The organism is Leyella stercorea (assembly GCF_021531655.1).
This window is the reverse complement of record NZ_JADYUF010000013.1, coordinates 50,756-76,144: the sequence shown is the minus strand read 5'-3', so window position 1 is coordinate 76,144 and position 25,389 is coordinate 50,756. Positions and strand designations below refer to the sequence as shown.

The 25,389-nt window shown below is 47.7% G+C and carries 16 protein-coding genes, 1 rRNA gene and 1 pseudogene; 4 read left to right on the top strand and 14 right to left on the bottom strand.

Annotation, left to right across the window (positions count from 1 at the left end; genetic code table 11):
- Positions 1–99: 99 nt before the first annotated feature.
- The 3 genes from rrf (at position 100) to I6E49_RS05520 (ending at position 2,126) form a co-directional block, all read left to right on the top strand.
- Positions 100–212 (top strand): 5S ribosomal RNA (rrf, locus tag I6E49_RS05530).
- Positions 213–764: 552 nt separating this feature from the next.
- Positions 765–1,328, top strand: a complete 564-nt coding sequence (locus I6E49_RS05525) for a hypothetical protein (RefSeq protein WP_235393493.1) — start codon at positions 765–767, stop codon at positions 1,326–1,328.
- A gap of 114 nt (positions 1,329–1,442) precedes the next feature.
- Positions 1,443–2,126, top strand: a complete 684-nt coding sequence (locus tag I6E49_RS05520; protein WP_235400911.1) for a hypothetical protein — start codon at positions 1,443–1,445, stop codon at positions 2,124–2,126.
- A gap of 98 nt (positions 2,127–2,224) precedes the next feature.
- On the opposite strand, the gene I6E49_RS05515 is transcribed toward I6E49_RS05520, so the two are convergent.
- From I6E49_RS05515 to I6E49_RS14735, 8 genes and pseudogenes are all read right to left on the bottom strand, one after another.
- Positions 2,225–5,386: an alpha-amylase family glycosyl hydrolase gene (locus tag I6E49_RS05515; protein WP_235400910.1), complete on the bottom strand. Its 3,162-nt coding sequence runs from the start codon at positions 5,384–5,386 to the stop codon at positions 2,225–2,227.
- Between the two features lie 170 nt (positions 5,387–5,556).
- Entirely contained in the window at positions 5,557–6,204 is a 648-nt protein-coding gene (locus I6E49_RS05510; RefSeq protein ID WP_235400909.1) for a response regulator transcription factor, read from the bottom strand.
- A 13-nt stretch (positions 6,205–6,217) separates the two neighbouring features.
- Positions 6,218–8,755, bottom strand: a complete 2,538-nt coding sequence (locus I6E49_RS05505; RefSeq protein WP_235400908.1) for a DUF5686 family protein — start codon at positions 8,753–8,755, stop codon at positions 6,218–6,220.
- A gap of 213 nt (positions 8,756–8,968) precedes the next feature.
- Positions 8,969–9,754, bottom strand: coding sequence for an HAD family hydrolase (locus tag I6E49_RS05500; RefSeq protein ID WP_235400907.1), 786 nt, complete (start codon positions 9,752–9,754; stop codon positions 8,969–8,971).
- Positions 9,755–9,788: 34 nt separating this feature from the next.
- Positions 9,789–10,811, bottom strand: a complete 1,023-nt coding sequence (locus I6E49_RS05495; RefSeq protein ID WP_235400906.1) for a lysylphosphatidylglycerol synthase transmembrane domain-containing protein — start codon at positions 10,809–10,811, stop codon at positions 9,789–9,791.
- A 6-nt stretch (positions 10,812–10,817) separates the two neighbouring features.
- Positions 10,818–11,726, bottom strand: a complete 909-nt coding sequence (locus I6E49_RS05490) for a CDP-alcohol phosphatidyltransferase family protein (RefSeq protein WP_235393499.1) — start codon at positions 11,724–11,726, stop codon at positions 10,818–10,820.
- A gap of 66 nt (positions 11,727–11,792) precedes the next feature.
- On the bottom strand, positions 11,793–13,454 hold the full coding sequence (locus I6E49_RS05485; RefSeq protein WP_235400905.1) for an NTP transferase domain-containing protein: 1,662 nt from the start codon (positions 13,452–13,454) through the stop codon (positions 11,793–11,795).
- 362 nt (positions 13,455–13,816) lie between these two features.
- Positions 13,817–13,906: pseudogene (locus I6E49_RS14735) on the bottom strand (heparinase II/III family protein); the annotation flags it as partial.
- Between the two features lie 260 nt (positions 13,907–14,166).
- Here I6E49_RS14735 and I6E49_RS05475 point away from each other — a divergent pair.
- Entirely contained in the window at positions 14,167–16,674 is a 2,508-nt protein-coding gene (locus I6E49_RS05475; RefSeq protein ID WP_441006962.1) for a DUF4962 domain-containing protein, read from the top strand.
- A 49-nt stretch (positions 16,675–16,723) separates the two neighbouring features.
- Here the strand turns inward: I6E49_RS05475 and I6E49_RS05470 are convergent, their stop codons facing one another.
- From I6E49_RS05470 to lon, 6 genes are all read right to left on the bottom strand, one after another.
- Entirely contained in the window at positions 16,724–17,698 is a 975-nt protein-coding gene (locus tag I6E49_RS05470; protein ID WP_235400902.1) for a hypothetical protein, read from the bottom strand.
- A 91-nt stretch (positions 17,699–17,789) separates the two neighbouring features.
- A complete protein-coding gene (locus I6E49_RS14575; protein ID WP_367997632.1) occupies positions 17,790–18,104 on the bottom strand; it encodes a LytTR family transcriptional regulator DNA-binding domain-containing protein in 315 nt (104 codons plus the stop codon).
- 310 nt (positions 18,105–18,414) lie between these two features.
- Positions 18,415–20,238 (bottom strand): DEAD/DEAH box helicase, encoded by a 1,824-nt coding sequence (locus I6E49_RS05465; protein ID WP_235400901.1) that lies wholly within the window; start codon positions 20,236–20,238, stop codon positions 18,415–18,417.
- Positions 20,239–20,405: 167 nt separating this feature from the next.
- The gene (locus I6E49_RS05460) at positions 20,406–21,644 is read right to left on the bottom strand and encodes an LptF/LptG family permease (protein WP_235400898.1); all 1,239 of its coding nucleotides are present in this window, start codon (positions 21,642–21,644) and stop codon (positions 20,406–20,408) included.
- Between the two features lie 10 nt (positions 21,645–21,654).
- Entirely contained in the window at positions 21,655–22,782 is a 1,128-nt protein-coding gene (tgt, locus tag I6E49_RS05455) for a tRNA guanosine(34) transglycosylase Tgt (RefSeq protein ID WP_235400897.1), read from the bottom strand.
- On the bottom strand, positions 22,779–25,244 hold the full coding sequence (gene lon, locus I6E49_RS05450; protein ID WP_235400896.1) for an endopeptidase La: 2,466 nt from the start codon (positions 25,242–25,244) through the stop codon (positions 22,779–22,781). The genes tgt and lon overlap by 4 nt, the downstream gene beginning before the upstream one ends.
- Between the last annotated feature and the right edge of the window lie 145 nt (positions 25,245–25,389).

Sequence of the window (25,389 nt, the reverse complement as noted above, 5' to 3'; positions counted from 1 at the left end):
TAACAACAAGTTTTGCTAATCAATTTGTCTAACTTATACGCAGCGGACAATTCAAAACTCAAAATTCAAAATTGAGTTTTTCCGCGAAGCGAAAAAACTTTAGGCGGTTATTGCGGCGGTGTCCCACCTCTTCCCATTCCGAACAGAGAAGTTAAGCCCGCTTGCGCCGATGGTACTGCAATGCAATGCGGGAGAGTAGGTGGCTGCCTTCTTTACTTTGGGTCTTCAAGGTCTAACGACTTTGGAGACCTTTTTTTATATCATTAAAATCATTGTCAATCGAATATCATAAAATCATTGTCGACCATTGTCACTATTGTCGTTAAATACAAACATATCAAGCCCCTTGTTGTTAAATACAAAAATATCAAGCTCCTTGTTGTTAAAACGACAATGTTGACAATGTTCGACAATAGGACAGGCTACATTGTCCAATGCTCCCATGATTATCATTAATAATATAGTCAATCATTGTCACTATTGTCGTTAAATACAAACGCTACGAAGGGGTTATGGAGGATATTGGGCTTACAGCCCGTTTATGTATCGTTAATTATTGCCTCACCCCTATTAATATGCTTCACTGTACGTACTTGTACATAGTTTGTATTAAATTGTATCTTTTTTTTGGGCTCTAAAATTTGCGATAACAATATATTTTCTTAACTTTGCATCACTAAAAGTAACTATAATACTAAAAGTAACGAGAATACTAAAAATTACAAGTAATACTAATTTACTAATATTTAATAACCGAAAACATTATGATTAAAACTTTGCGTTTTACATTGGTAGCATTGATGATGCTTGTATGCGGTGGCGCATCAGCACAGACAACAATCAACTTCAAGAACATTTTCGAGCCTTGTCTTCAGCCTAACAAGCCCGTTCTTTATCTTATGAATAAGGAAGCAGGTGCTGGAGTACAGACTGTTGGCGACGTAACAATGACCATTATCCCGGGCAACTATAGCTCTTCTCCTGCTTACCAGATGTTTACTGGTGATGCAGCTAAGTCGAACGCTTGTATCCGTCTGTATGGTAGCAAGGTGGACAACGAGAACGCTGAGGGATCGGCTATCAAGTTGACTAACAGCAAGGAGAATATGAAGCACATCGTTTTCGTAGCTACTCCGGTGGAGCAGGGCGCTGGCGAATTGAACGCTTCTTGCGGTACTCTGAAGTTTGAGCGCAAGACCAAGAACTATGTTTGGACTGGCGATGCCAAGGAGGTTACTTTCACTGTTAGCCGTCCTGAGGGCAAGACTGGTGTGCTCCGCTTCAGCGAGATCGTTGTGAACACAACAATGCCTGCTGCTAAGAAGTAATAACTGACTCAGAACATAATTCTCTACATTATTAAATTGTTGGCGGTAGCCGGAAGTCGTTTCGGCTCCGCCAATACTACTGCAAATATTTTTTATAACTAAAACAATAAAATTATGATTAAAACTTTACGCTATGCTTTTGTTGCTGCACTTATGATGGTTGCTGGTGCAGTTAACGCTCAGACAACATTCAACTTCAAGAAACTTATGGATAGACTTGTTCCAGCTGCAAAGGATGTTTTGTATTTGTCATCTAAACAAGCCAATAATGGCGTGTTTACTGTTGACGATGTCACAATGAAGTTTGTAGAGAATGAACCAAGCGCTACAATGAGATATTATCAGTATGACGCTAATAATAATGATAAAGCAACTGGCTGTATTTGGATATATGGTGGAAAGAATATGGAAACACCTGCAGGTTCAGATATCGTAATTTCTAAGTCTGGAGAAAAAATAAAAACGATTACTTTTACTGCTCCTGTTGTTGGAAGTAAGGGTGCCGGTGATTTTAAGGCTTCAACTGGTACATTAACAATGGACAAGAAAACACGTGATTGGACATGGACTGGTGAAGCTGATGAAGTTACTTTCACAGTTTACAGAAAAACAGCTAAAGCAAATGTTTGTTTGTGTTTTTCTGACATTACTGTTAATCCTACTGTTGAAACTGGCATCAACAACATCACCGTAGACAATGCCAAGAAGGGTGTTCGTTACAACCTCGCTGGTCAGCGTGTTAACGAGTCATACAAGGGTGTTGTTATTGAGAACGGCAAGAAGATGATCGTTAAGTAATCTTCATCCCATTACATTGACACAATATTAGAATAAAAATAAAATGAGGCTATAGCACTTTCGCTATAGTCTCATTTTATTTTAACTAACTATGAACATTAACGAACTACAAACTTTCTGCCGTTGGCAATATAGATGCCAGGACGGAGAGTGTAGGTTGCAGAGTTAAGATCGGACATTACACCAACACATTCACCATTGAGTGTGTATACCTTAACCATTGTCTTGGCAGCAGCAGCGTTGATGCCGTTGCTGGCTGTTGTGATTGGGATTGAGCTGTTAACACCATTGAAGTCGTAGCACTTGCCGTTTTGATAGATAAGGTCGGCTGTCTGCTCACCACTACCATTGTTGAAGATGATGTGTGTAGGCATATCGGTCTTGTCGCCCTTATACTCCCACATCCAAATGCTCATGCCGTTGTAGGTTTTAGAGGTCTTGACACAATCCTCACCAGGCCAGTTGCCACCAGTGTAGTTGTTGTCGTCACCCAAGTTACTGTTCCATACCCATGTTTTAACTGTTGTCCATGATGTAGGAGCTGCAAAGTAAACATAGAACTTGCCAGTTGGATTGGGGACAGGTATTGGGTCTGGTTCTGGATTAGGATTAGGATTTGGATTAGGATTCGGGTTCGGTTCGGGAACAGGAATACCACTAAGTACCTTGTAGCCAGAGCCACCATCGTAAGAGAAGAATGTTGTAGCTGTGATGCCAGTAATGTCACCAGTCTGTGCACTACCACCATTGTTAAGAATCATGTTGAACGACTCTACACCGTCAGCAACGAACATATAATACTCTACACCTTCAACAGTTGCCTTAGCTGACATCTGCTTGCCTGGCCACTCGCCATTGAGAGCCTTGGCTGCCTCACCGCCAGCTGTCCATGCATAGAGGTTAGGTGCTTTGTCTGCCTTGACATAAACGATGATAGAAGCGTTAGGATCTACCTTTCTGTATGTAATAGAACCACTGTACTCGGTACCATCGTCGTTTGTTGCACCCCAGTTTACTTTCTTGGTGTCACCAAACTTCATGTCTGCGCCAATGGTGAATGTTGAGCCTTCGCTTGAGAGTTCTACCTTGTCCTCACCTTCAATCTGATACCAGCCGCTTGTTGCGCCATCGTTGAGAGTTGCAGTAACGGTAACGGTCTCTGTGCGGAAGTTGCCGCCATTAGGATTGAATACAACTGCTGCATCCTGCTCTATGTCTTCGCTACCATAATATATATCGGTGCCTGCCTCTTCCTGACCGTCGTAAGCCTGACCATCTTTGCTCTTGGCAGAAGTAGTGTAGATGAATGGACCATCTTCGCCTACAACGCCGCCAGTCCAATCCTTTACAAGTACACGCACCTGACCCTGTGTTGCAGGAGCGTCTACGGTGATAGTAGAACCAGTATATGTCTTACCAGTAACAATATCAGTATATGTGCCTTCAGGGCAATCTGTAAATGTGGCACCACCATTGAGGGCTACGAGAGCGTAGCTTTTCTTATATGCACGCTTGAAAGCAATACCGCCATTAGCTGCTGTACATCCATCGACGGTCCACTGACCCTTACGCAGTGCAGGAACAGCCTGACGAATCTGGTTAAGACGAATGAGGTGCTGAGCAAGATCGTGGTTGAGAGTTGCATTGACATTGCCAGAAGCTGTGTACTTACCGAAGTCTGTTGCCTCAACATCGCCTGTGATGTAGCCACCGAAGTAGGCACGACCAGTGTTTGAGAGAGGACCATTAGGGCCTTTATCAATTACCTTACCACGACGGAAACCAATCTCAGAACCATAATAGATACAAGGAATACCATGGAAGGTAAACAAGAGAGAGAGGTTCTCAGCCCACTGAGCATCTGTACCACCAAAACGGTTTGTGTCGTTTGGACCTGGACTGTAGTCATGGCTATCTACATATACTACATTGTAAGTAGCGTCATTATAGCACTCGTCGCCGCTTGCCAATCCGAAAGCCTGTTGGGCAGTGTTGTAGCTGTAGTGCATTGGAAAGTCAATGACGTTGAATCCGCTTGACTGAGAATAGTCCGGCTCGTGCCATGCACCATTGAGCATCTTGGCATTGTTGCTCTTTGGAGAAGTAGTCTCCTCCAAGCAAAGCAGTTGTGGACCTACTGGCTCAGAACCCTCAGGAACCACCTGACTATCCCAGTAACTTTTGCTTCCATCCCATTTGTTGAGCAAGTCCTCGTCCGACTTCCAGGTATAAAAGTAGCAAGAGAGGTTTGCCTGACCTCTGTAGGTGACATCGTTCATACGAGTACAAACCTCACCATACATAAAGAAAGGTGCCTGGTTTAAGCGCTTGCTCTTATACTGCTCGCCAAGTGCTGTAAATTGAGGAATGAACTGCTTGTTGAATGTCAAGCGAGAGATATGGCCGGATGTATCGATACGGAAACCATCGACACCCATCTTGATGAACTCGCCATAGCACTTTACGAGATACTGTGCCACCTCGTCGTTCTCAGTGTTAAGGTCTACACAGTCGCCAGCAATCTGACCCATCCAACGGCTGGGGAAGTCCCAGTTCCAGTTGTTGGCTGTATGGTGCCAGTAGTTGTGTATGTCGTGGTTCTGTCCATCTGTATTCTTCATCAAGGCCAAACGGCGCTGGTACTGCTGAGCACCTACAATTGTGAGATAGTCGGAGCCAAGCATATCGCTGTTAGGAATCATACAAGCGTCGATTTCAGCCTGGTTACGAAGCTTGGTGTTGCGCTCAAACTCCTTGCAGAGATTCTCCTCACCAAAGTTACCTGTGTGGTTGAGCACGATGTCAAGTATAATCTTGATGCCCTTGGCATGTGCCTTGTCGATGAGTTCCTGGAACATTACGTCGCCACTCTTCGAGCCGTCACCGCTCTGATAGCGGCAGTCGACATGTGTGAAGTCCATGGCATGGTAGCCATGATAGTCGTAACCCGATGCGTTCTGCACTACTGGAGTAATCCAGATAGCTGTGAAGCCAAGTGCCTTGATGTAGTCGAGTTTGTCGATAACGCCTTGGAAGTCGCCTCGCCAACATGGGTCGCCAGTCTCGATCTGACATTGTTTGTTATCCCAACACAACACGTTGTTCTTTGGATCGCCATCGTAGAAACGGGTGGTAATCATAAAGTAGATACTTTCGTCGCGAAAATCCGTTCGCTGACTGTTGAAATCGTCTGCCATTGTTGGCATAGCGATGAGCATAAGCAGTAGAAATGCCCACATTTTAAGTTTGTTGTTAATCATAAAAGGTTTGTTGAAAACAGTTATTAAGTTATCGATTATGTTGCAAAAATAGGGATATAAAGTAATATGAAACAACTTAATAAATGAAAAACAATCAAAAAATCAGGACAATCGTTTGCACAAAATTATAAAAAAAGAGGCTATAGCGTGAATGCTGTAGCCTCATTTCATTATATATAATATTCCGCACTGTCTACCAGTCCAGCTCTGAGTGCCAGTTTTGTAGCCTCGTGAGCGTTGTTGACACTAAGTTTGCGGAATATGTTCTTGCGGTGTGTATTGATAGTGTGGAACGACGAGAAGCGTCGCTCGGCAATCTCCTTTGTGGTAAGTCCAAGAGCTATAAGCTTCAGAATCTCAGTCTCGGTCTTTGTAAGATTAGCCAACTCGGGTTGTTGCTCGTCGTTGGTCGGCGGATTGAGCAGCATCTCGGCTATTCGTTGGCAGATGTATCGTTGATATTGTAGGGCGTATTGCAATGCTGAGCGAATCTCGCCAATGGGTGAGTCTTTCATCACAATACTTAATTGTCGGCTTGTAGCCACGGCTCGCGACATAAATTCGTAGCTCAGGGTGTCGCTGAACAGCACCCAGTGCGAGCTACCGAACCGTTGTGTAATGATGAGCAGCTCAGACAGGTCGTTGATGTCGAACATGGTATAGTCGAGCACTACTATGGCATCGGGCACGGCTGTCAAGGCTTCGATTAGCGAAGCCTTGTCTTCAACATATTTGCACTCGCCAGCACATTCCATAGTGCTGGCGACGTGCATCAGTCCGATGCGTGTTATATCCTGTCTGTCTGCAAATAAAACCATAAGCTTGATGCTTTTAGAAACTTGCCATAAACATGAAGCGTATTCCGTTCTTCTTGATGCCAGGTCCGTTGTAGTTCATACGACGAACGTAGTCAATAGCGAAGAACTTGAAGATGTTGTGTACGCCTACTACAACTTCCCAGTATGGCTTCTTCTTGTCCATTACAGACGCTCCTTCAGGCATCTGGAAGAGCATAGTAGAGTTCTGGTTCTGCTCAAGCAGCGGGTTGTTCTTGTCGGTCAGTGTGCTCCACATTCCCTTTACCGATACCCATTCACGCCATTTGAGCTTGCGTATGAGTGGCAGACGGTTGAACAGCTTGCCGTTGAGGTCCCACGAAACCGACGCAAAGGCGTAGCGGTCGCTTAGGAACTCCATGTTCTTAAGCATCGACATGGTATTCTCCATCTCGAAGTAGGTGAGGTTGGCAGGGGGCATGATGAGGAGCGGGAACGGTACCTTGCTCCATTGTGCACCACCGATAAGGTGAGTGTTGACGTAGCCCCACGATCCGAGCCAGAAGCGCTTGTATATGCTTGCCTCAGTCATATTGAGCTTGTACTCGCCACCAAGGAAGTTCTTGATGCCCATAGTGTGGCTCAATGTAAACTCAGGAGCATCGAGATTGACAGGCCAACGCTGCTGCTTGGTATTGATGAAGGTCTGTCCGGGACAGTAGCGCACGCCAAGCTTAGCCTCAGTAGTGCGTATCTTGTGGACGAATTCGTTGCCGTCGGCATCGGGATTGGTCACAGCACCTGGCATCTTCATGAATGTGAGGTCGCCGGTTGGTGTGTTGCTCTCAGCCTTGATTGACGCGTTGAACGACAATCCCCAGTCGGTCTCGTAGTCGAACGAGAGTTTCTGGCGGTTGTAGAAGTACATCTGCTCAACCTTCTGTGTACGCAACGACATGAATACATTATCCTTGTTGTGCATGAGGAACTTGTCGGCAGGCGACATAACATCGTAGCCAGTCTCGAAGATGATGTTGCGCTGCGGGAATTCGAACGGCGCATTCTTCTTCTTGTTCAGACTGTATGTTATTTCTGTGCCATAGTAGTGGTTGTGCGACTTTGTACCGTAAGCGTAGTAACCCTTCCAGAAGAGGTGCTTGTTGAGATTGGCTGTGGTACGTCCGCTGAGACGTAAGCGGTAGTTGTCGACGAAGTTGTTTGAGATGATGGTGTTGACCGGACCGAAGTCGAACATCGACTTGGTGCGTGTAGAACCAGTCTCGACGAAGTTCTCGAGGAATGCTCGCAATCCGAAGATAATCCACTTGAAGTTCTTCGACTGCTCCATACGATGTATGAAGGCATTCATCGACGACTCGCCCTTGGTAAGCTCTACGGCACGATACTGGTTCCAGAACGCCTCGTCGCGTATCATCGCATCTACCTCGTGCTTTACCTTTGCCTTGCCCTTGAACAGCTTGTTGGGCAAATCGTCGAAGGCATAGTCGTCGTAGCGCGTCGTCTTGGTGACAAGCAGGTCGCCTATCATCTTGTTGACGTGTATCTCGGTGGTGAGGTCGTCTACCGACAGCGCCCATTCGCCATTGGGCAATTGGGTGTATTCCTGCGTAATCTTCATGTCTCTCACGAAGTTTACGTCGGTGCACTTAGGCAGAGTGAACGAGCATTTCTTGACGTGCAATGACGAGTCGGCCAATACGTACAGTTCGCCACGGAATCCGAAGTCCTGCTGGTTGTTGGGAATGAATTCCAGATGGTAGCACAGGTCGCGGTCGACATATACAGTGTCCTGGATATAGAATCGATAGAACGAGATTGCAGTCTCGCCGATGGGCGACGTAAACTGATACTGAAGCAGACGCATGTGGTCGTCGTAGATATTGACATCTGTAAACACCTCTTTAAGCAACGTGTTCAGTATCTCGCCCGTCTGCAGCAGGTTGTTGACACCTTCTTGGCGCTGACCCTTGATAATGTCCTTCTCCTCCTTAGGATTCTTGCGATAGATGTGCTGCGTAACGGTCTCCTCCACGCTGACGGGCAGAATGAGCTTGTTGTTGTAAGGCGATGTTTCAATCTGATCTTTCACATACGACTTGTTCTTGTACTTGCCCGTTACAAGGTCTTCGGGCTTGATATCGTTCAGAGCGAGCGTTATCTTCTGATATTTGTTGTACTGATAGTAGTCGTTGTTCTCAAGATGCGACAGCTTCTTGGCTGCTATTACGCGCTTCATAAGCTCTACGGCAGGGTTGTTCTTGCGTGAGTAGCGTTCGCGCTTCTGCTTGATAACCACCTCGCCAAGAGTCTTAGAGTCCTCCTTGAGCACAATCTTCATGTGTGAAGGAGTGTTGGGGCCAACCTTGATAGTTTGCGGAATGAAGCCTACGCTACTGAATGTGAGTTCCCAACCATTGTGTCGCGCAATGGTAAACTTGCCGTCCATGTCGCTTGCTGCTGCCACATGGTGACCCTTATATATAGCGCTTGCCAACGGAATAGGATATCCGTCGCTGTCATAAATTTCACCGGTAATCTGTGCCTTGGCTGCAATTGCCAAGACAAAGAACATCAATGTAATACTTAAAAACCTTTTCACCCTTTACCTTTATATTAAATGTGTATCCTAATTGTCTATTAAGAGAATGCAAAGTTAAGAATAATAAGTGAAATAGGACATGAAAACTTTTTGCATTTAAATATTTTTCTGAATATTTTTCCCATAGCAACTAAAAAATAGGAAAAACGGAATATTGAGTAGAATTGGAGTAAGTCAAAATGCAAACTATGCATTTTGACTTACAAACTTAAGCATGTCTTCGAGTCGTGTTATAACGTCGTCGCAAATGCTTTCATCGGCTGGCTTGTCTTCCCATTGGCGTCCTTTAATCCAAATGGTATGGCATCCGAGTTGATGAGCGGGTACAATATCCTTGCCGTAGGTGTCGCCTACCACCAATACTTCAGAGGCAGGCAAATCGAGAGCGCACACTCCGAGAGCGAATATGGCAGGATTGGGTTTGCGCACGCCTACCACAGCCGACTCAACAATCTCCTTGAAGAAACCATCGAGATGAGCGTCGCGCAGCACTGTGCGGATGTTGCCGTAGAAGTTGGATACGAGCACCATAGGCAGACCTGCCTGACGCAGACGTTCGAGCACCTTGCGGTTTTCGTGCAGCAGAGCATTGGTGGCATCGTTGATGCATGTGGCTATGCGCATGGCTGTGTCGCCGATTTCATCGGCTGACATTTCCAGATGTGTTGCGAGCTGTGCCTGGCGCTGGTCGTCGTCCTTGCCAGTCGGAAACAATGGACAACCGCACAGAAATTGCAACTGCAACTGAAATTTCTCGCGCAGTATGTCGATGAAGTGGAATTCGGGAGTAACGATAGGGTTGACAGCCAATGCCCGTTCGCCGTATACATAAGCGTCGCGATAGGAGGGTTTGTCGATGGCGATGCCACACTGTTGGTAGCCGTCCCATATCACTTCCGACCAGTGGTCGCCGCGTGTGTCGAGCGTGCCACCGTAGTCGAATATAATGCCTCGTATTTTATTTGATTTCATATGTATATCCGTTATGTGTAAAATGTGTATGTCGTTAAGATTCGTTGCTGTTGGGTGTGTCCTTGGGCAATTTGTTGTTGCCAATCTTAATCAGCATGATGCCGATAGCTATCCATACCAGCTCGCGCAGTCGGGTGATAAGTCCCGTGTACACACCGAGTGCACCTGTAAGATGCAGTCCGTCTACAGCCAATGCCAATCCGCCTTCGCGCGATCCAAGCTGCATCGGCGTAAAGAATATAAGGTTGCTGAACAGCGATGAGAAGGCGAGAATGAGTATTGAGTCAACTATGCCCACCTCGGCATTGAAAGCCTTAAGGATGAGGTAGATTTCAAAACTCTGCAGTATGCGAGCTGACAGTTCGAACAGCAGCGACGAGTAGAATGTGCGCTTGTGCTGCTGGTGAAGTAGGGCTATCTGCGAGTCAATCTGTTCGAGGGTCTCCTTCTTCGATTCGGCAAAGCGTATTGCCCATCCCTTTACAAATGGTATGTGGGTGAGCATACGTATGCCTTTCTGTGCCATGCCCGTCTTGTAACCACGTGAGAAGAAGTAGATGGCAAGAATACAGAATGCACCGATTACAGTAAGCAGTATGCCCATCGACAATCCTACGGGATTGAATGCGATGAAGAGGAAGATGGAGAGAAACCAGAACCAGAAATGCGAGAAGATGTGCATCATCACATATAATATAACCGATGATGTAGCTTTGCTCACGCCGGTGTATGGCTTCAGTTCCATGATGCGGTAAGGCTCGCCACCCATAAGTCCACACGGAGTAGTGTAGTTGAGGGCAAATCCGCTGACGGTGAGTTTGTAGACACGCCAAAACGAGAGCCCTTCACAGCGCCCTTCGTCATTGATGATAAGATACCATGACAATGTGTTGACCAAGTACACCACCAGCCATAAAGCCAAGATGAGCGGGAAGTAGATGCCCACCTTGAGCAGATAGTGCCAAATGTCGGTATAGTCCATGTTCATCGTGCAGAGCATGATGAGAATGGCTATTATACCGAACGCCATGAATATATTGCGAAACTTATTGTTCATATGTTTTTATTTGTAGCTGTCGAGCTTGGCAAGTACCTCGCGGCACAGACGCTCGTGACGATAGTGCATATAGAAGTAAACGGCGGTGAACACTACAATCTCTACTGCCGGATAAACCCACGGCTTGCCAATGAGAATGCTGACGAAGAGTGTGATGCTGCGCCAGTTGAAGGTGAGGAAGTTGGCGTACTTCATCAGTGGCAGACTGCCCTGGCGGAAGTCATTGCGCAGGCTTTCGGGCAACTGGTCGGGATATTTGGCACGTATTGCAGCCTTGAGTTTCTGAAACCACGGTGTCTCCTTCTCCTGGGCTGCTGTATAGTTGACATAGAAGAACTGGAAGAGTTTCTGCAGCGGCTGCTTGCCCCATTTCATCTCGCGATACAGCTCCACCTGCTTTGAGGCATCGTCCATCTCGCTGCCATCCTTGCCCTTGAGGAAGAAGAGGTGAATCTGACGGTAGTAGTCGGCAAGACGACACTGGCGTGAGTGACAACCGAAACCGCTTATTACGCACAGTACCCATATCCACACGCCCCATTCGGGCATGAGTCGGATGCAGATGGCTACATAGATGGCGATGAACCAGAAGTCGCCTGCGGCACCATCGAGAATACGTCCAAGCGCGCTCTTCTGATTGGTGAGACGTGCCAGCTGACCGTCGCAGCTGTCGTACATATTCGCCCAAATGAGCAGCAGAATACCTACGATGTTGATGCGAAGATCGTTGAAGCCGAAGCAGATGCCGGCTCCTACGCCGAGGAATATTGAAAGAATAGTCACTACGTTGGGGGTGACGTGCAGCATGCGGAAGAAGCGTGCCCACTGATAGCCTATCGGGCGATAGAAATAAATGTCGATGTGCTCCTCTGTGTCCGACGACTTGAGGGTTGACTTGAATTCTGAATTTGACATTTTTATATGATAATGTTTAATTAAAATTCTTGATGTAACGTTTGGGGTGTTGCCGGTTCCGCTGTTTTACATCTTGTTGAGTATAGCCATGGCTATATTGAATGCTGCCTCGTCGCGGCATGGGGCAAAGCTTGGCCAGTCGTTGAAGTCGATAATCTTTATCGAACCGTCGTCGCCAATAACGCAGTCGCCGCCATATACTGGCACGCCAAGCATCAGTGCTGCCTTGTCGGCTTCCTGCTTCAACGCATCGGTGTCGAAGATAATGCCGCGCGCATCGCCATTGATAACTTCAAGACCGAACTTAGAGCGGTGGCCGCACTTAGAAGGATAGAACCAGTAGAAGAAGTCGGTGCCTTCAACGCCGTAGAACTTGATGAGGTCGCCCTTGAGGTGCTCGTTTACCACTACCGACTCTACACCACGCTGCCAAAAGTCGTTCAGAAGTTTCTCTGCCTCGTCCTTCGACTGTACGTAGCATGTATCCTCCTTCTGCTGGGCACATCCGTCACCACGCTTCAGCCACAAAGGATAGTCGATACCGTCGGTCATGGAGTTGCCCTTTTCGATGATACGGCTTTCGGGATAAGCCACACCGCCCTCGATGAACATCTCGGTCATTGTGCGACGTATGCAACGGTCGATGCCATCGCTGCTGTTCACTACGGGAATACCGTTCTTTTCAATGCGGTCGAGGGCGTTGAGTGCGCGCTTGCTGCGAGCCATGCTGAAGAATGCGTCGGCATGCTCATTGGCTATGGCTTCATTGCTGTCGATAATGCCATTGTCGGCGGCACGCTGCAGGGCTGCATCGATAGTCTCTGCCTTGGTGTAGAAGTCCTTCTCGTTGTACATCTCAACCTCAGCGCCAAGCAATTCCAGATTGTCCTTAACGGCATGCATGATGGCAGCATCGTTGTCGACACAGTTTGGCGAATACTCATTGTCACGGCATACGCCCACGAGTTTCTTGCCTTCGAGCGGACGAAGGAAAACTTCTGCTTTGGCTATGTCGTCGCGATGGTCGACATCGAGAATCTTGTTAATTGGATAGGCTTCGAGCTTCAAACCTTCTGCTACGAGCTGGCGCTGGAAGTTGCGCATACGGCTCATGCCCTTCTCCATACAATGGTCGAGCACGTCGAGAGCACGGTCGCCCAGACAGTATATGCCGCCCGAAATTAGATAGTCGCCCTGCTCCTGACTGTCGTGAAAACCAGTGACACGAGGCATACGATGTGAGCCTTGCTTGTCGAGAATGCTTGCACCGTCGGCATCAACCTGCTGCTCTACGCCTACCCACAATGGCTTCTCGTCATCGACGAAGGGTGTCACAGCCATACATCCGTCGATGTCTGTGGTGGCAGCAAAGTGGCGTATGTATTTCTTGAATTCTGCTTCGCGGAAGATGGTGTCTACTGTAGTAAGGCAAAAACGTTCGCCACGCAGATATGGCGAAAGTGCATGCAAGCTGTGCATTGAACTTGGTGTGGTCTTCACAACAAGGCGCAGTGGCACGGGAAGATCAAGGCTCTCAATATGTTCGCGCACTGCTGTGCTCCATTCGTTGACGATAACCACTATTTCCGTCGCACCGCAGTCGACGAATATGCGCAGCAAGCGTTCAATCATGGGCTCGCCGCATACGGGTACCAGCGGTTTGGGCTGTTCGACACCTTCCTGCGCCAAACGGCTGCCTTCGCCCGCTGCTATTACTGCAAATCTCATTCTCTATATTTCTATGATTTCAAATGAAAACGCACGGCATGAGTCTGTGTCGTGCGTAAATTTTGTTTAAACGGTGCAAAGTTACGAGTTTATTTTGATAAAAGCATTAATTAAGCACCATATTTCTTGTTAGAAATCTTCTTGTATCGGCATAGTGACTCAAGGAAGTAGTAGTTTGCGTAGTTGATTGGGGTATTGATAGTGAGTAGAATCCCTCTTCCTGCTTCAGTTGTACATTGTGGTCGGCTGTGCAATGGATAAGCACGTTGCTGTCCTCGTTGTATTTTGTACGTATTGTAGGGGCGGAAGTGTCGATGATAGATGTCGGCACGTCGGTGAGGAGGTAGTTTTTCTGCCTTACATTCCGTGGCATACTTTTCATTTTTAGTGAGTCGGTAAACCTTGTCCATCAGTGTAAACCACTTGTAACGGTGTAGCTGCCATCTCAGTTCGAAGGCTAGTTTGTTGATTTCTTCCTTCTGTGCTTGGGCAAATACGCCCTGCACCAACATGCACGCAAAGACAATGAACAATAAGATTTATTTCTTCATTTTGTAATAATTGCTTTTAGTTTTTAGTTCGAATTTCGATATTCTTCTGAAAAAGTACTCTTTTTTATATTAAATAGACTACTTTTGTAGCTATGAAAATATTTAAGCTTATATATATTATATATTCATTCTTGCATATAGTTCTCTCTGCTACGCTTGCAATGGCAAGTGTGGAGCAAGCTACTGCACAGAGTCGCATACGGATTACCGAACCTATGCTCATGCACGAGGAGCGCATAACACCTTTACCGGCTGATGGCAGCACCGTCAGTGAGCGTAAGGTGTCGTTTCAGTGGCCTACCGCCGATAACGCTCCATTCCGCTATCGTTTGCGCTATTCGCAAGACTCACATCTTGCCACCGCATGTACTGAGCGTGAAACTTTCTGGCCTATGTACAATCCTGATACCGACCTTGCCCCGGGTATGTGGTATTGGCGGTATGGATATGTATCCGAAGATGGTAGCGTCAAGTGGTCGGACATAAATAGTTTTAAAGTAGCCCAATCGTCACCAACCCATTTCTGTCCACCGCCCTTCAGTAGTGTGGTGGAGGGTTTGCCAGATTCGCATCCGCGCATTCTTACCACTCGCGATACATGGAATTCGTTCGTTCTTAATACTAAGGGACGTCCCGAACGCAAGTGGTATATCGACAAGGCACAGAAAGTGATGCGTAAACCGATGAAGTCAACTGCCGATATTGCAACTTCGAAACTGTCCAAATTCACCAATGCCGTGCAGCGTAAGGCATATCTTACGCGCGAGAGTCGACGAATTATTGGCGGTGAGGAGTCGGGATGCAATGCTTTAGTTTATGCCTATTTGCTCACACGTGATGTAAGCTATGCTCATGAGGCAACACGACGCATTATTACAATGGTTGATTGGGACAAGGATGTCAATGTCAAGGGCGACTTCAACGACGCTTCGCTTCTGTCGCTATGTACTATGGCATACGACTCGTTCTATGACGTGCTCACCACGGAACAACGCACCGCTCTGCTGCAAGCCATCGACCGAAAGGCAGGAAAGATGTACGCTCTATACAACAATCATCTGGAAAACTACATTGCAGACAACCATGTTTGGCAGATGACGCTTCGCATTCTGACTATGGCTGCGCTTGCCACCTACGGCGAGTTGCCACGGGCTGCTATGTGGGTTGAGTATTGCTACAACGTATGGGTGGCGCGTATGCCTGCTCTAAACACCGACGGGGCATGGCACAATGGCGACTCATACTTTATGGTCAACTGTCGCACCCTCATTGAGGTGCCTTGGCTATACAGCCGTCTCACGGGCTACGACTTCTTCTGCGACCCATGGTATCGTCGTAATATAATGTATACAATCTTCGAGCAACCGCCATTCAGCAAGTCTGGAGGCAATGGCAGTTCTCATCAGCGTGTACTCGAGCCTAGCGCTACACGCATAGGTTATCTTGATGCGTTGGCCCGACTCACTGGCGACACTTATGCTGCCGACTTTGTGCGCCGCACGCTCGCTGTGCGCCCCGACTATCTGAAGAGGTCTTTTCTTGGCAAGTCGGGAGATTTGGCATGGTTTCGCTTGCAGTGTCAACGCCCATTACCCGAAGGTGTCGGACTTGATTCTCTACCATCGGAATACGTGTTCCCCGAGAGCGGACTGGCAGCCTTCCATACAGACTGGACTGATTGGCATCAGAATGCTATGTTGACATTCCGCTCAAGTCCATATGGTTCGACATCGCATGCACTTGCCAATCAGAATGCTTTCAATACATTCTACGGTGGCCAGCCGCTCTTTTATAGCAGTGGTCATCATACTTCATTTGTCGACCGCCACTCCATACTATGCCATCGTGCCACACGTGCCCATAATACCATCCTTGTTGACGGTATGGGCCAGCGTATTGGTATTGAGGGTTACGGGTGGATACCACGCTATTATACTGGTAGTAATGTGAATTACGTGCTCGGCGATGCTTCGAACGCTTATGGCGAGGTGGTGTCTCCATTATGGACCGATCGTCTGCGCAAGTCAGGAGTAGAGACTTCGCCACGTACTGGATGGGATGTGAATCATCTCGCCACTTACCGCCGCCATATTGTAGAACTTGGAACCTCAGGACTTGTCTTTGTATACGACGAACTGGAGGCCGACCGTCCCGTAGTGTGGAGTTATATGTTGCACACAGTGTTGCATCCGATGACTATTGGTCATGAGTCGCAAGCACTACACGTACGTGCCATAAACTATGCTCGTGGTGTTTCCGATGCTTGGCTTTACGCCTCTACAGCTCTTACTGCCGACACAACATCGCAATTCTTCGTACCTGCTGACAATTGGCTTAAGGGTGATGCAGACGGACGCTATGCTTCTAATCCCAATCATTGGCACTTCACCGCTTCCACAGCCAAGACCCGCTGCTGCCATTTTGCTACTATCATCGACACACATTCTGCCGATAGTAAAGTGCGCAAGCCTCGTCTGACTAAAGACGGCACTATTCACGTGGCGGATTGGACTATACGACTTAACTTAAAAGCCGATGGACGCAGCTTCTTTAGTGCAACTAACAGCAAGACAGGAACAGAAGTTACACTGACCGATATGGGAACATTCATTCGGGATGCAGGCCATACCGAGATACTTGTCGACCATCTGCCGCAGCTGGAGATTTGATAGGGAAGTTATCGTCGTAACTTGAGCATGAGTAAATGGCAACAAATGTTTATCTTTTTTTGAATACCAGCCAAGGTATGGTTCCTTGTCCCTTATGCTTCTTGCCCTTTTGGTTTGCATCACCAATATCATGCAATCTACCATCTGCGGAGCGGTAATAACAGTAGTCCGTTCCGCCGGTGATGTGGATGGCATCAATGAAGCCATATTCGCGTAAAGCATCGGCAAAAGCCCAAAGCGCCTCTTTGTTATGGCTCTCAATATAGTAGAGTTTGTTGCCGATGCGACCAATAGCCCTACGCTCCACCTTACCGTGTAGATAGAATCTGGATGGCAGCACACCGTTTGAAACAAGAATAAACTGGCGGAAGAAGCTGCCTCTATTCTCTATACAATAATCTTTCACCTTTTCGTCTCTTGCTACACCTATCATTACATTGTTGTTTGCCATGGCACAGTATCCCAATCGGCTTATGTTTGTAGCCAGTTCCTTACCATTAACAACAAGGCTGCCGAGGTATCGGTTTTCGTGTGGGTCGTAGCTTGTAAAATCACAGCTGCGACTGTAGAGATAGACTTCGGTATCAGTAGAATCTGGCTGTGAGAATGAAATCTCGGCTTTCAGTCCGCGCAGCTCGTAAATGTTCATACCTACGCCAAGTATAGAGTCGCTTGTCATTATCACCTCTGGTGTAACATGACTTGCGGGGCTCTGTAGCTTCTTTATGTTCTCCGCTGATTTCACGGACACAGGTACTCCTATATTTATATAGGTGCGATAATACTTATATCCCAATGCTAAAACTATAGTAGTAATTATTACTACTAGTATAGAGCCTAACATCCATAACCATCTCATATTTTTAGTAGTGGTTATGTTTATGGTATTGTTTTCATCGCTATCGTTGTCGTTCTCAATGATCATCACAGGCACTTCACCTTCCGTCTGACCAGGAACAACATCCGGTTTTTCGTCAATGACAATAACCGGCTTCTCGTTAAAGTTATCTTCTATATAACTCATAGTGCTATTATTTAAATACGTTGTTGTTTTTCTTCTCTCTGTCAGCTCCGGTAGTAGTGACATTCTTTTCCTGCTCGAGCGTCGCCTCCAATTATATTTGATCTTTCAATTCTTTCAGAGCATCTTTTGAGGCTCTGAGCTTGAATTCAACACTAAGCCGTGAACCGGACAGAAGCAATTCCTGCGTGCTAATATTTATAACGTAGATGTATTTCTTATTTACAATAAGGCTTTTGCCAACTCTTATGAAAAAGTTGTATTGTAATTGCAAGAAGGCGTCCTCAAAGAATTTGAGTTTGAACGTCATTTTGTGAGGTTTGCCATTGAATAGGTATACATCTGAGTAGTTCCCGTCTGCTTGAACGAAAACGATATCGTCTGTTGTACACTGACAAGTTCGATAGATGTCGAGATATTAAGCCATTCCATCTGTTTATGGTTTTATTACTTTTGTTCAGAGCAGTACGACCAAAGCACCAACAACCTTGGCAACTGCGCTCATGCAAAGGTATATGTTTTTTCCAACAATACATATAGATTTATGTATCTAAATAAACGTATTGTATAAAGTGTCTCACTTATTGTATATTATTGTCAGCTATAAATTTATTCTAAAAATAGATTGCAAAAAAAACGGGGCAGAAAACCGGTGTGGAGTTCTGCCCCGTTTAGAGGGTTATATCTAAAGAACTATATTATTTCGTATCTAATATACTTTAGTCTTTCTTTTTGCCGAGCGACTTTAGCCAGCTGATAGGTTTTGTCAGAATCTTTGTGATAGCACTTGTTTGCTTTACAGCGGGCACGTTTGGCGTAGTTTCTGCCTTGGGAGTATTAGGCTTACGGCTGTTGCGGCGCTGTTGTTGTCGACGTGGCTTCTGCTCGCCTTCAGACTTCTGTTCAGTGTTCTGACGCTTACGGTTGTTTGGCTTTCTGTCGTTATTTGACTTATGTTCGTTGTCTGACTTCTGCTCGCCACGAGTTTTTTGTTCGCCACGAGTTTTCTTTTCGTTGCGCGGCTTCTGTTCCTTGTCTGTCTTCTGCTCGTTTGAGTTATTTTGCTCGCCAGTTGTTTCACCGTTCTCTGGTCGGCGGCGTGGCTTGCGGTTGCGCTTGTTGCGCGGCGTCTTCTCGCCATCGGGCTGGGTGTTGTCAGCTTTGTTGTTTGAGTTGTCTGGTTGTTGTGAGTTGCCGGTTGTTGGCTGCTCGGCATTGCCCGTTGTGGTGTTAGCAGACTGCTCAGCGTTGCTGTCAGCATTCTGTGGTTTGCGTCGGCGGTTGTTGCGAGGCTTCTTCTCGCCTTCAGCAGCCTGCTTGTCAGTTGTCGGTTTCTTGCCTCTACCACGGCCACGGTTGTTGCGGTCGGACTTGCCCTTGCCTCGAGGAGCATTGTAGTCGGGTGCTTCGCCCAATCCTTCGGGCAGTGCCACCTTCTCCACCTCGCGATCGAGGAACTTTTCAATCTGCTTAAAGCTGTATATTTCGTCATCGCTTACGAAGGTGATTGCAACACCGTCGCGCTCGGCACGTGCTGTACGTCCAATGCGGTGAACATAGTCTTCAGGGTCGTGTGGTACGTCGAAGTTAATGACCATAGCTATGTCGTCGATGTCGATGCCACGTGCTACGATATCGGTGGCTACGAGTACGTCGATCTGTCCGGTCTTGAACTTATAGAGAATTTCGTCGCGTTCGGCCTGCTCAAGGTCAGAGTGCATCTCACCCGAATTAATCTTCATCTGCTGCAGAGTGCGGTTGATGGCCTTCACCTTCTGCTTCTTGCCAGAGAAAATGATGACACGGTTGAGGTCGCCCTTGCGGAAAAGGTCTTTGATGATGCCAATCTTCTGTGTTTCATAGCAAACGTAGGCTGTCTGCTTGATTTTTTCGGCAGGCTTGCTTACGGCTATCTTCACTTCTACGGGGTTCTTGAGCAGAGTCTTGGCTAGTTCTTCAATCTTCTCGGGCATAGTAGCCGAGAACATGATAGTCTGGCAAGTAGGGGGCAACTTGCTTGCAATCATCTTTATGTCTTCAGAGAATCCCATGTCGAGCATACGGTCTGCCTCGTCGAGAACAAAGAAACTTACGCGGCTGAGGTCGGCAGAACCGAGTGAAATATGGCTGATGAGGCGTCCGGGAGTGGCAATAACCACATCTGCACCCATCTGGAAACTCTTGAGTTCCTGATCGTAGCGGTTGCCGTCGTTGCCGCCATATACAGCCACGCTGCTAACACCATCGAGATAATAGCCGAAGCCTTGCATGGCCTGGTCTATCTGCTGAGCCAACTCACGTGTAGGGCTCATTATGACGCAGTTGATAGCGTCCTTTGGGAATCCGCCGTCATCAAGACGCGAGAGGATAGGCAGCAGATAGGCAGCGGTCTTTCCGGTACCTGTCTGAGCTACGCCAAGAAGGTCGCGACCTTCGAGTATTGGCGGGATACATTGTTCCTGTATGGGAGTACACACGTCGAAGCGCATGTCGTATAGTGCATCAAGCACATGGTCGTTGAGTTGTGTTTCGTCAAAATACATTGTTAGAAATGTTGAGTGTTGAGTGTTGAATGTTGAATAGTTGCGGTATGACCGCAATGTTGAATTTGAAATGTGGAGTGTTGAGTGGCAATTAATTAAATCAACATTGTTTAATTTGTAATCGGCAAAGCCGACAATTCAACACTCCACATTCCTAATTCAACATTTTAATTTGGTGCCTTTCTATAGCAGAAGTATGCTACGATGGCGAATGTGATGTTTGGTATCCATGCTGCAAGCATTGGTGGCATGCCGGCGTTGATGGCAAATGTAGATGACACCGTCTGTAGGAGAATGTAGCCGAAGCTGAGTGCCAGACCGATGCCGAGATACATACCCATACCTCCCTTCCGCTTGCGTGACGACAGCGCGACACCGATTATGGTGAGGATGAATGAAGCGAATGAGGATGCTATTCGTTTGTGATACTCCACCTGATACTGCACTACATTGCTACTGCCTCGGTCTATCTGCTTTGAGATGTACTCCTTAAGTTCAGGCGATGTGAATGTTTCTTGCTGACCCTTTGAGTATACCAGGTCGGTTGGTTCCATTACTATCATGGTGTCGAGCTTTGAGCCGCTGGTGATGTGCTCCTTAAGTCCGCGCATTTCGCGTATCTTCCAGTTGCTTACGGTCCAATGATACTTGGAGTCGCTGATGGTATCATACTGCGCCTCCATAGCTGTGAGGTGGCTTACGAGTTTCTTGTTCTCAAACTTGTCGAGCGAGAATCCGTAGCCTTTCTTGTAGTTGTTGTCATAGTGCTGTATGTAGGCAATCACTCCACGGTCTACTTGCAGCATAACATTGTCGGCTGAGGTGTTGAGCCTCTTGTTCTTGTACATCGACTCGAAATTCTGCTTGACGATTGTGCCGTGTGGGATTATGTAGGATGCAAGGAAGAACGAGAGCGAGGAGATGAGTACACACGAAATCATGTATGGTCGCATGAGTCGCTTGAACGAAACGCCAGCAGCGAGCATAGAGATGATTTCGGAGTTGGACGCCAGTTTTGACGTGAAGAAAATCACGGCAATAAATACGAACAACGGACTGAACAGATTGGCGAAATATGGTACGAAGTTGGCGTAATAGTCGAATACAATGGCCTTAAGTGGCGCATGATATTGCGTAAACTTCGAGAGGTTCTCGTTGACATCGAATACGATACTGATTGATATGATGAGCGCAATGGAGTAGATGTACGTTCCGATGAACTTGCGTATAATATACCAGTCGAGTGTCTTGATGTAGCGCAGCGGATTGAGCACGCCGAGCACACGCAGAAATCTCAGCTTGTGTGCAGTCCACATAGCTGCTCTGCGTATCCATGCCGTGTGCTTGTGCATCCACCGTGCTGCATGCAGCAGGTGGCGCATCCGCTTTATGTTCTTTCTTTTCATCCTACTAAAACTAAATTCTTCTTCCGAGATTGTCTATGACGCTGCGTTTCCACTGCACGAAGTCGCCCTGCTCGATGTGCTGGCGTGCGTCGGTGACGAGTCGCAGATAGAAGGCGAGGTTGTGAATGCTTGCTATCTGCATTGCCAGAAGTTCCTGGGCCTTGAAGAGATGGTGCAGATAAGCCTTTGAGTGCAGACGATCGATGTCGCATCCGTCGGGGTCGATGGGTGAGAAGTCGTTTTCCCATTTCTTGTTGCGCATGTTCATCGTGCCGTTGTAGGTGAAGAGCATGGCATTGCGTCCGTTGCGGGTAGGCATTACGCAGTCGAACATGTCTACTCCGCGTTCTATAGCTTCAAGAATGTTTTGTGGAGTACCGACGCCCATGAGATAGCGTGGACGGTCCTTGGGTAGAATCTCGTTGACCACCTCTATCATCTCGTACATTACCTCTGTAGGTTCGCCTACAGCCAGTCCGCCGATGGCGTTGCCGTCAGCACCCTTGTCGGCTACATACTTGGCTGCATCACGACGCAGGTCTTTATACTTGCATCCCTGCACGATAGGGAAGAGGCTCTGCTTGTGACCGTAGAGCGGTTCGGTCTCGTTGAAACGCTTGAAGCAGCGGTCGAGCCATCGCTGTGTGAGTTGCAGACTCTTGCGGGCATACTCATAGTCGCTTTCACCGGGAGGACACTCGTCGAATGCCATCATGATGTCGGCTCCGATAATGCGCTCAGTGTCCATCACGCTCTCAGGTGTGAATATATGCTTAGAGCCGTCGATGTGTGATCGGAACTCGCATCCCTCCTCATGCAGCTTGCGTATACCGGTGAGCGAGAATACCTGAAAGCCACCCGAGTCGGTAAGAATCGGGCGGTCCCATGTGTTGAACTTATGCAGTCCGCCAGCCTTGCGCAGTGTGTCAAGTCCGGGACGGAGGTACAGGTGGTAGGTGTTGCCCAGTATTATCTGTGCCTTCACCTGCTCGCGCAACTCCTGAAAGTGTACTCCCTTGACCGAGCCAACGGTTCCCACGGGCATAAAGATAGGGGTCTTTATCTGTCCGTGGTCGGTGGTTATGAGTCCGGTACGTGCGTCGCTGCACGGGTCGGTATGTTGTAGTTCAAATGTCATTTGTCTTCTTTCTTTTCGTCGTCAATCTTAAAGCTTACCGGATTGTCTACCAATGTGTCGGTGAGTGCAAACTGCCATACGTCCTGCACGTTCTCGACATAATGGAACTGCACTCCCTTGCGGTAGATTTCGGGTATTTCCTCAATGTCCTTGCGGTTGTCGCGGCACATTACTATATCTGTTATGCCGGCGCGCTTGGCAGCGAGTATCTTCTCCTTTATGCCACCTACGGGCAGTACTTTGCCGCGCAGTGTTATCTCACCGGTCATAGCTGTGTTCTTACGTACCTTACGCTGTGTAAGAGCTGAGGCTATAGAGGTGGCAATAGTAATACCAGCCGACGGTCCGTCCTTTGGTGTTGCGCCTTCGGGTACATGGATATGTATGTTCCAGTTGTCGAATATGCGGTAGTCGACGCCCAAAGTGTCGATGTGTGCCTTTACATATTCGAGGGCTATCACAGCCGACTCTTTCATCACGTCGCCGAGGTTACCGGTGAGTGTCAGCTTGCCAGCCTTGCCCTTGCTGAGCGAAGTCTCGATGAAGAGTATCTCGCCACCTACGCTGGTCCATGCCAGTCCGGTCACTACACCGGCGTAGTCATTGCCCTGATAGATATCGCGATAGAACGGCGGTTTGCCGAGCAGGTCCTCAATCTCGTTTGGAGTAATCTTCTCATATGGCAGTTGTCCGTCGAGTGCCTTGCGATAAGCCAGTTTACGCAGCGCCTTGTTCGTCTGTTTTTCGAGTTGCCGCACACCACTCTCGCGTGTATACTGTTCGATGATTTTCTCTATGGCAGCCTTGTTGAACGTCGGCTTGTCTTCCTTGGCAGCCAGTCCGCAGTTGTCAATCTCGCGCGGAATGAGGTGGCGCTTGGCTATCTCTATCTTCTCCTCAGTGATGTATCCGCTCACCTCAATCAGTTCCATACGGTCGAGCAGTGGCTTTGGTATGCTGCCGAGGTCGTTGGCTGTAGCGATGAAGAGCACCTTCGAGAGGTCGTAGTCAACGTCGAGATAGTTGTCGTGGAAGGCGTTGTTCTGTTCGGGGTCGAGCACTTCGAGCAATGCTGATGACGGGTCGCCGTTGACGGTGTTCTGTGTCACCTTATCAATCTCGTCGAGTATGAATACAGGGTTTGACGAACCTGCCTTCTGTATGTTCTTGATGATACGTCCGGGCATAGCTCCGATGTATGTGCGACGGTGTCCGCGTATCTCGCTCTCGTCATGTAGTCCGCCGAGCGACATGCGTACATACTTGCGCTTCATGGCTGCTGCAATCGATTTGCCGAGCGATGTCTTGCCCACTCCCGGAGGTCCGTAGAGGCAGATAATGGGCGACTTGAGGTCGCCTCTGAGCTTCAGTACAGCCATATATTCGAGTATGCGCTCCTTCACCTTCTCCATTCCGTAATGGTCGCGGTTGAGTATGCGCTGCGCACGCTTCAGGTCAAGATCGTCCTTGGTGTACTCGCCCCAAGGCAAATTGATCATTGTCTGCAGATAGTTGAACTGAATGCTGTAGTCGGGGCTTTGTGGATTGAGCATGTCGAGCTTGTCGAGTTCCTTGCGGAACACTTTCTGCACGTCGTCGCTCCAGAGCTTTGTCTTAGCCTTTTCTTCCAGCTCCTTGCGCTCGGGCGAACCCTCACCGTTGCCCAATTCCTCCTTGATGTTCTTAATCTGCTGCTGCAGGAAGTATTCACGCTGCTGTTCGTCGAGGTCTTCGCGAGTCTTCGAGCGTATGTTCTGCTTGAGTTCGAGCAGCTGCATTTCCTTGTGCATCACGCGCAGCACGCCGATGACGCGCTCCTTGATACTTGATGTAGTGATGAGCGAAATCTTGTCTTCAAGGCTGAATGGCAGGTTTGAGCACACGAAGTCGGCAGCAATCACGTCGTTAGAGATGTTGCTCAGTGCAAACTGCGACTCGTCGGGTAGCTCCTCGTTCATCTGTATGTACTTTACAGTATTTGAGCGCAGGTCATCCATTGCGGTCTTGAACTCGGTGTCGTTCTCGTCGGGCATTTCTTCCATGGCAGGGCTGACCTTGCCGAGAATCATCGGCTTGTTGCTGACGAGTTCGTCGAGGTGGCAACGTCCCAGTCCCTGTATTATGGCTGTCACGTTGTTGCCTGGTCCAGGCATTTCGAGCACCTTCACCAGTTTGGCATATACGCCGTATTCAATGAGGTCGCCTTCACCTGGCAGTTCCACGTTAGGGTCTTTCTGGCAGAACACAGCAAACACGGCATCGCGCTCTTTGCTGATGTCTTTGAGCAACTTCAGACTTTGCTTGCGTCCTACAATGACGGGGCATATCACTCCCGGGAAAATCACCACGTTGCGAGTGGCAAGTACGGGAAGTGTACCCTCAAATTCCACATTGAGCAGGTTCTTTATGTCGCCGTCGTAGTCGGCAATCATTTGTATCGATGTATTGGATCTCTTGTTCATATTATATAATAATGTGTGGCGTACAGATGGTGTACGCTAATAGAGTATAGCAAAATCTGTGCAAAGTTACTCAAAAGTTTTCAGATAGACTTCTATTTTATATAATTTTGCAACGTGTACACCTCCATGGAATTGTTCATGTATT

Excerpts from the sequence above, each read along its gene's own strand:
- I6E49_RS05525 (WP_235393493.1), top strand. The coding sequence starts at position 765 with ATGATTAAAACTTTGCGTTTTACATTGGTAGCATTGATGATGCTTGTA.
- I6E49_RS05520 (WP_235400911.1), top strand. The coding sequence starts at position 1,443 with ATGATTAAAACTTTACGCTATGCTTTTGTTGCTGCACTTATGATGGTT.
- I6E49_RS05515 (WP_235400910.1), bottom strand. The coding sequence starts at position 5,386 with ATGATTAACAACAAACTTAAAATGTGGGCATTTCTACTGCTTATGCTC.
- I6E49_RS05510 (WP_235400909.1), bottom strand. The coding sequence starts at position 6,204 with ATGGTTTTATTTGCAGACAGACAGGATATAACACGCATCGGACTGATG.
- I6E49_RS05505 (WP_235400908.1), bottom strand. The coding sequence starts at position 8,755 with ATGTTCTTTGTCTTGGCAATTGCAGCCAAGGCACAGATTACCGGTGAA.
- I6E49_RS05500 (WP_235400907.1), bottom strand. The coding sequence starts at position 9,754 with ATGAAATCAAATAAAATACGAGGCATTATATTCGACTACGGTGGCACG.
- I6E49_RS05495 (WP_235400906.1), bottom strand. The coding sequence starts at position 10,811 with ATGAACAATAAGTTTCGCAATATATTCATGGCGTTCGGTATAATAGCC.
- I6E49_RS05490 (WP_235393499.1), bottom strand. The coding sequence starts at position 11,726 with ATGTCAAATTCAGAATTCAAGTCAACCCTCAAGTCGTCGGACACAGAG.
- I6E49_RS05485 (WP_235400905.1), bottom strand. The coding sequence starts at position 13,454 with ATGAGATTTGCAGTAATAGCAGCGGGCGAAGGCAGCCGTTTGGCGCAG.
- I6E49_RS05475 (WP_441006962.1), top strand. The coding sequence starts at position 14,167 with ATGGCAAGTGTGGAGCAAGCTACTGCACAGAGTCGCATACGGATTACC.
- I6E49_RS05470 (WP_235400902.1), bottom strand. The coding sequence starts at position 17,698 with ATGAGTTATATAGAAGATAACTTTAACGAGAAGCCGGTTATTGTCATT.
- I6E49_RS05465 (WP_235400901.1), bottom strand. The coding sequence starts at position 20,238 with ATGTATTTTGACGAAACACAACTCAACGACCATGTGCTTGATGCACTA.
- I6E49_RS05460 (WP_235400898.1), bottom strand. The coding sequence starts at position 21,644 with ATGAAAAGAAAGAACATAAAGCGGATGCGCCACCTGCTGCATGCAGCA.
- tgt (WP_235400897.1), bottom strand. The coding sequence starts at position 22,782 with ATGACATTTGAACTACAACATACCGACCCGTGCAGCGACGCACGTACC.
- lon (WP_235400896.1), bottom strand. The coding sequence starts at position 25,244 with ATGAACAAGAGATCCAATACATCGATACAAATGATTGCCGACTACGAC.